This window comes from Phytoactinopolyspora endophytica (assembly GCF_004138495.1).
Lineage (GTDB): Bacteria > Actinomycetota > Actinomycetes > Jiangellales > Jiangellaceae > Phytoactinopolyspora > Phytoactinopolyspora endophytica.
In genome coordinates, this window is sequence record NZ_ML142853.1 from 93,665 (window position 1) to 99,131 (window position 5,467).

At 62.1% G+C, this 5,467-nt stretch carries 5 protein-coding genes; 1 reads left to right on the forward strand and 4 read right to left on the reverse strand.

Annotation, left to right across the window (positions count from 1 at the left end; all coding sequences use genetic code 11):
• From ELR45_RS11235 to ELR45_RS11250, 4 genes are all read right to left on the reverse strand, one after another.
• Nucleotides 1-2,150, reverse strand: a 2,150-nt coding sequence (locus ELR45_RS11235; RefSeq protein WP_205856410.1) for an N-6 DNA methylase, incomplete at its 3' end; no start/stop codon positions are given.
• Nucleotides 2,151-2,162: 12 nt separating this feature from the next.
• Nucleotides 2,163-2,822 carry a hypothetical protein gene (locus ELR45_RS11240; protein ID WP_129666020.1) on the reverse strand — a complete coding sequence of 220 codons (660 nt, stop codon included), beginning with the start codon at nt 2,820-2,822 and terminating at the stop codon, nt 2,163-2,165.
• A 308-nt stretch (nt 2,823-3,130) separates the two neighbouring features.
• Nucleotides 3,131-3,889 (reverse strand): N-acetyltransferase, encoded by a 759-nt coding sequence (locus tag ELR45_RS11245; RefSeq protein WP_129666022.1) that lies wholly within the window; start codon nt 3,887-3,889, stop codon nt 3,131-3,133.
• 141 nt (nt 3,890-4,030) lie between these two features.
• A complete protein-coding gene (locus ELR45_RS11250) occupies nt 4,031-4,456 on the reverse strand; it encodes a VOC family protein (RefSeq protein WP_129666023.1) in 426 nt (141 codons plus the stop codon).
• Nucleotides 4,457-4,748: 292 nt separating this feature from the next.
• On the opposite strand from ELR45_RS11250, the gene ELR45_RS11255 reads away from it, so the two are divergent.
• Nucleotides 4,749-5,459: a carbon-nitrogen hydrolase family protein gene (locus tag ELR45_RS11255; RefSeq protein WP_129666024.1), complete on the forward strand. Its 711-nt coding sequence runs from the start codon at nt 4,749-4,751 to the stop codon at nt 5,457-5,459.
• Nucleotides 5,460-5,467 lie beyond the last annotated feature (8 nt).

The window sequence follows — 5,467 nt, forward strand, 5'->3', positions numbered from 1 at the left end:
GGCAGCGTAATAGGCATTCTACTCAACGTCTTGGTATTGATATGCTGAACCGCTGAACCGGTCGCATGGTTCATGAGCCATGCGTTGGCATGGGGTGTGCCGAGATAATAGGTGAGATACCTGGGGTCGACTCCCTCGGTCGGCCGCAGTCTCATGCATCCAGGGCCGAGTAACCAGCCTGCCTGTCCCGTATGCACCAACCCAAAACGGCCAAGCGTGCCGGTGCGAGTGCACACGATATCGCCCGGAGCGAGTCGGTACCTCCTCAGTTTCACCGCTGTTGACGGATCCACCGCATCCAGTTCGTCATCGACAATTCTGTTCTGCTTGATGTTACGAGGCAGAATAACAGGCGTCCAGGACGGTTGATCCCTTCCACGGTCGACAGCGCCCGGTCCTGCCAACAAATCGCAGGCTGTACCCAACGAGATCACTGCCTCCCCTTCGCGGAGGCCCTCGTCAGGCTGTGGCGCCACGGAAATATCAGCGAGCTTTGCATCGAGGACCTCCCGGATTTCCAGGGCTCGAGTTCGCAGATCATTGAGATCAGCATGTACTTTGTTGATCTGATTCATGGAACGTTCCGGAGGCTCCTCGACAGCGACCGGATGGACGTAGACACGTGGGTTGAGCACGTATTCACTCTCGCGGATCTCAGCGTAGGACACTGATCTTGCGAACCAAGGCTGCTCATCGTACTCACCGGACGGACGGTCCTGCCAGGCAGAGAACGCCCCGATGATTCGTCCGATATCCTCGTCAGCAAGAACGCGTTGGACCCGATCGGCCATCGAGCCCATGCCCGTCGCGTCGATGAAAAGGACCTCTGGAACGACGCGATCGCGGACGCTCCGCAGCAGCCACAGCGACACCGGAATGCCTGTCGACCTGAACAGCCGATCTGGCAGAGCTACAACACAGTCAATCACGCCCGCGTCCACCATACGCGCCCTTATTTCTGACTCCGTCCCATTTTGGACCGTTGTCACAGTGTTGGGCATCAGAACCGCCGCACGGCCGCCATCGGGCTCCAACTTCGATGCAACATGCTGCAACCAAGCGAAGTTGGCATTGCGGCTGGGTGGAGTTCCGTATGGCCAATCTTGGTCGAACGGGCCATTAGGAGGCGTCCAGGACCTCATGTTGAAAGGGGGGTTCGCGAGAACAACATCGAACTGCTGCTTGGCGAAGACGTTGTCACGCAGAGCGTTGGACGGGTGGGCACCAAGATCAACCTCAGCCCCGTGTAGCGCCATGTTCAGCTTCGTCCTCAGCCAGGATGATTCGCTGAACGCCTGTCCTGAGACCTGTGAGCCGTCCCCGCCGCCTCGCTCCGCATGAGTGGTGGCAGCGGCGAGCAACTCACCCGAACCGCAGAACGGGTCGTATATCCGATCGCGTGACGTGGGGTCGATCAAACCGACCATGCATCGTACGAGTGACTCAGGTGTGAGATGTTCTCCTTGACGACCGGCGTCATGCTCGACCTGGGCCAATAGGCTGTCACATAGCTGGGCAACCACGGCCGTAGTGTCAGGAGCGCTACCAAGGTCGACTTCATTCATGGCATGGATAGCCTCAATAAGGGAATGATCGACGAGAGTCGTCCCCGCAACCGCCCGGAACAGTGGAACAGATGGCGCGGACCGACTCGGGGGAAGCTCGGCCCGAGCAAGTAGCTCATGCACAGCGCCCCTCTGGGTCTCATTTGTCAGTTGTCGCCACAGTGCTGGTTCCCGGACTCTGAGATAGAGCATTCCAAGTGTGAGCTCAACAGCTGACGCGGCATCGTACCCGCCACGTAAGAGGTACATGACAGGTTCAAACCGACGCCCCTTCCCTGGCACCTGCCGGATCTTCGCCGTCGTCGCGGCCGTGGGCGCAGCTGACTCGGGGAAGCCCAGGTTACGCAGAAACCTTTCGCCATAGGTAACACCGCGAGCCTCACTGGCTTTTAGCCTGTTCTTTGGGATCTTTCGGCCATGCAGCCACCGCGCCACTTCCCCCACTATGAACACTTCCTGACCCGCCAGTTGACGCGCACTGGGAAAATCGGAATGCCGACTGCGCCAGTTACTGACGGCGGCGACACTGACCTCTGCCAGCCTGGCGAGATCACTCAGAGACAGGTGCCCTTCGAATCGATTCATCGTCCACCTCCTCTAGCCATGCGACCTCCGAAGATCCTCGCCGCGTCGCTGCAGGACCTCGCTCACCCGATCGAGCATCTCCAGTTCTTTGGCCATGCTCGGTGACAGGTACCCCAGCAGGCGGTAGATCTTCGCATGGTCGGCGTGCAGGTGACGGTGGTGAATCGGTTCGTGATGCATAATCCTGTTGCGAAGCAACACCATGGCAAACAGATTGTCGTGTAACGGTTTACGCCCGCCCTGATAGTAAGGGAATGCTCGGTGTAACGCTGGCACCCAAAGCGTTCTGTCGTACGACGCGCCACGGCTGACCAGCGACACCCAGAAGCCGAAGGACAACTCCGCGACGATGTCGTTGGCTGTGTAAGACCTGCCGACACGTTCGCCCACTTTCCGCACCGCGGACGCCACTATGCGGCGGCCGTTATCGCTCAACGGCGCGGAAGCCCACCAGTCAACACGACCGAACCATATACGGAGCCGATCATGTACGGCGTTCCGCAGCCCCAGCTCGAGGCAATGCAGCGGGGTGTAGAATGCCGCCGAGATTTCGACATTCCACCAGTACAGCCGTATTGCTGCCTCGACATCGCCGTCGGAATTCGCCAGGTACGGCGCGAACCGCGGAGTCGACAGCACCTCGCGAATCCACTCGGGCGGTTCGGCAGTCATGGTGTGCTCCCTCGCAGTGATGTGGTAACGGCGCGAACATGTGCTAAGGTGTCCATGTAAGCCCCGGGTTCGCCTCTGCATCTGCATGCCACCCGGGGCACGGCTTTGTTCGCCACAGCCATACCTGGCGGATCGCTTCACAACCACCCGATGTGGGACGCCAGTCATCTCTTCGAGAAGAGTACTGCTTGGCGACTCACAACGCAAGTACTGGCATACTCGAATTTTGTGAAGCGGCTGCTTGGGTGCCCCACCTGAGGTCTAGGAACGACAGTCGATACAGTGCCAGGTCGAAGCCGGTGAGCTCATCAGCTGAGCCGGTGCCGCACCCAGACGCCAGGCTCGACGTAGACAGCGTGGTCATGTTCGACGCTGCAGTGGATGGGCACCAGAGCACCTGGCACCTCGACGTCGCCCGTGCGGTCGAACGGCAGACCGGTCCATTCGCGCCACTCGACCAGCGACCCACTGATCACCATGGCCCGTGGACAGACCCGCACGATCTCCCCGCCGGCGCGCACATGAACACGCAACCAAGGATCCGCCGGCAGGCCGTCGTCTCGGGTACGGAATGCGTACTCGCTCATGGGCGTGTGCAGCTCATTCGCCTTCCCAGTGGGCCGAACCGGGGCGAAGAGCTCAGTGAAACCCAGCCGCTGAACGTTGTCACGCATCGCCGCAAGCAGCACTGCGGCCAGGCCCTCCCCACGCCGCTCCGGACGGATGGCGATCTCCAAGGCCGACACATGCGTAGGCGTGCGCCCCAGGCTCAGGTCCAGTGCTCCCCAGCGGATCACCGCGTCCCACCCGTCGTCGGGTAACGATGACCGCTGAGCCGTGCCGAACTCGAACGGCACCGTGAACGCCCTCGCTACAGGAACGTCGGGCCGTGCCGCCTCGTAGGCGACCAGAACATGCTCTGGATGGTCGCGCTCCACCGTCGTGAAGTAGAAATGCGACACTGGGTCTTGCGTCATGTAGGTCGGCCACACGTAACTGAGCTGCCACACCATGGGGGCCAGATCCGGCCGCTTGTCGAGTGGATCAATGACGAGGTCGTCGCGCATGAGCGGATTGTCTCCCAGCAGACGCACCTGCTTCCAATGAGTTTCTCGCCGCCGGCAGCAGTGATCAGCCTTCGCGCTTCAACGTCCGACACGGACGGCGTGCTTGGAACTCATCGCCCGCTGGGAACAGGCCGCAGCCGCCTACGCGACGAAGATACAGAACGGGTGCCCCGCGAGATCGGCGTAGACATACAGCGGCTCGTGCGGATCGTCGTAACGGTCGAAGAGGAGCGTCGCACCCAGCGAGAGGGCACGCTCGTGCTGTTTGTCGAGCTCCGCCGTCGTCGGCACCGTCAGGTCCAGATGCAGCTGCTGCGGGATGGTCCCCTCCGGCCAGGTCACTTCCGGCAGCTCCGCGACCTGCTGGAAAGCCACCTTGGGGCGACCGGCCTCATCCCACAGCACGAGCCAGTCCTTGCCCTTCGGATCCGCCTGCCCGATGGGCGGTGGCTCATCTCCCGGCCGGTACCGCAGCCCGAGCAGACGACGATAGAACTCAGCGAGCGCACGCGCATCGGTACAGTCCAGGACCACCTGCCGCAATTCGGGGAACCGTTGCTCCTCCATCACGAGCTCACCTCCACGACGCTGACACCCGAGGTTCTGCTGTTACCCCGTCCACCCGGGCTTCTGCTGTCACCCCGGCCACCCGGGCCTTCCGCTGTTACCCCGACATCCTGCCGGACGCCGGGGACAACGTCGGCCTGTGACAGCCGCCGCGCGGAAAATCGGCGCCTTTCGCACTACCGACGTGGAACGACGCACTCATCAACGTGGACCGTAGAGGTACGGCGCGAACCGTTGGGTTGCTTCGGCGCGGAACGCTCGGGTCTGGGTGGAAATCGTCTAGGATCGCGGTGTGCGTGTCGTCTGCTATCAGTCCGGCGTTGAAGGAATCTCCCACGGCGAGGCATGGAAGTCCGCGCTCATGGAGTGCTCTCTGACGGACGCAGACCTGCTGGTCACGCCCGAGTTCGCGGTCGGTGGGTATCCCCACACGCTGCAGGCTATCCACGACAGCGCCATCGCCGATCCCAGCGAGCTCCTCGTGTACACCGCCGAAGCACCGCCGCAGCTGACCGTCGTCCTTGGGTTCATCGAAGAGACCTCGGCCGGGAAGCACAGCGCCGCCGCCGTCATACGTAACGGTGAGATCATCGCCATCGTCCGCAAGATGCGCCCGCGAGAGCCCGGGCTCACCCCCGGAAAGCAATCGACTCCCTTCACTGTCGCCGATGTGCAGTGCGGTGTCCTCATCAGCGACGACACCGCGGAGGTGAAGCCCGCGCGGCGTCTCGCCTCCGCCGGTGCACGGGTACTGATCTGTCCACTCAACAACGACATGGACGTCGCCAGTGCCGCTCGCTGGCAGGACTGGACCGAGGAACAACTCGTGAAGCGCGCGCGGGACAACGACTGCTGGGTGGTCTCGGCAGACGTCGCCGGCAGGTCAGAGGGACGCCGGGCGCTCGCCGTCACCGGATTCTTCCAGCCGAATGGACATCTCGCCCACCGGACCTTCCCGGATCCGAACACCTTCCTCAGCCATGTGCTCACCTGGGACAGGTGAGCCAGGAC

Bases quoted from the DNA above. Each gene is read 5' to 3' on its own strand.
- ELR45_RS11240 (WP_129666020.1), bottom strand. From the start codon at position 2,822: ATGACTGCCGAACCGCCCGAGTGGATTCGCGAGGTGCTGTCGACTCCG.
- ELR45_RS11245 (WP_129666022.1), bottom strand. From the start codon at position 3,889: ATGCGCGACGACCTCGTCATTGATCCACTCGACAAGCGGCCGGATCTG.
- ELR45_RS11250 (WP_129666023.1), bottom strand. From the start codon at position 4,456: ATGGAGGAGCAACGGTTCCCCGAATTGCGGCAGGTGGTCCTGGACTGT.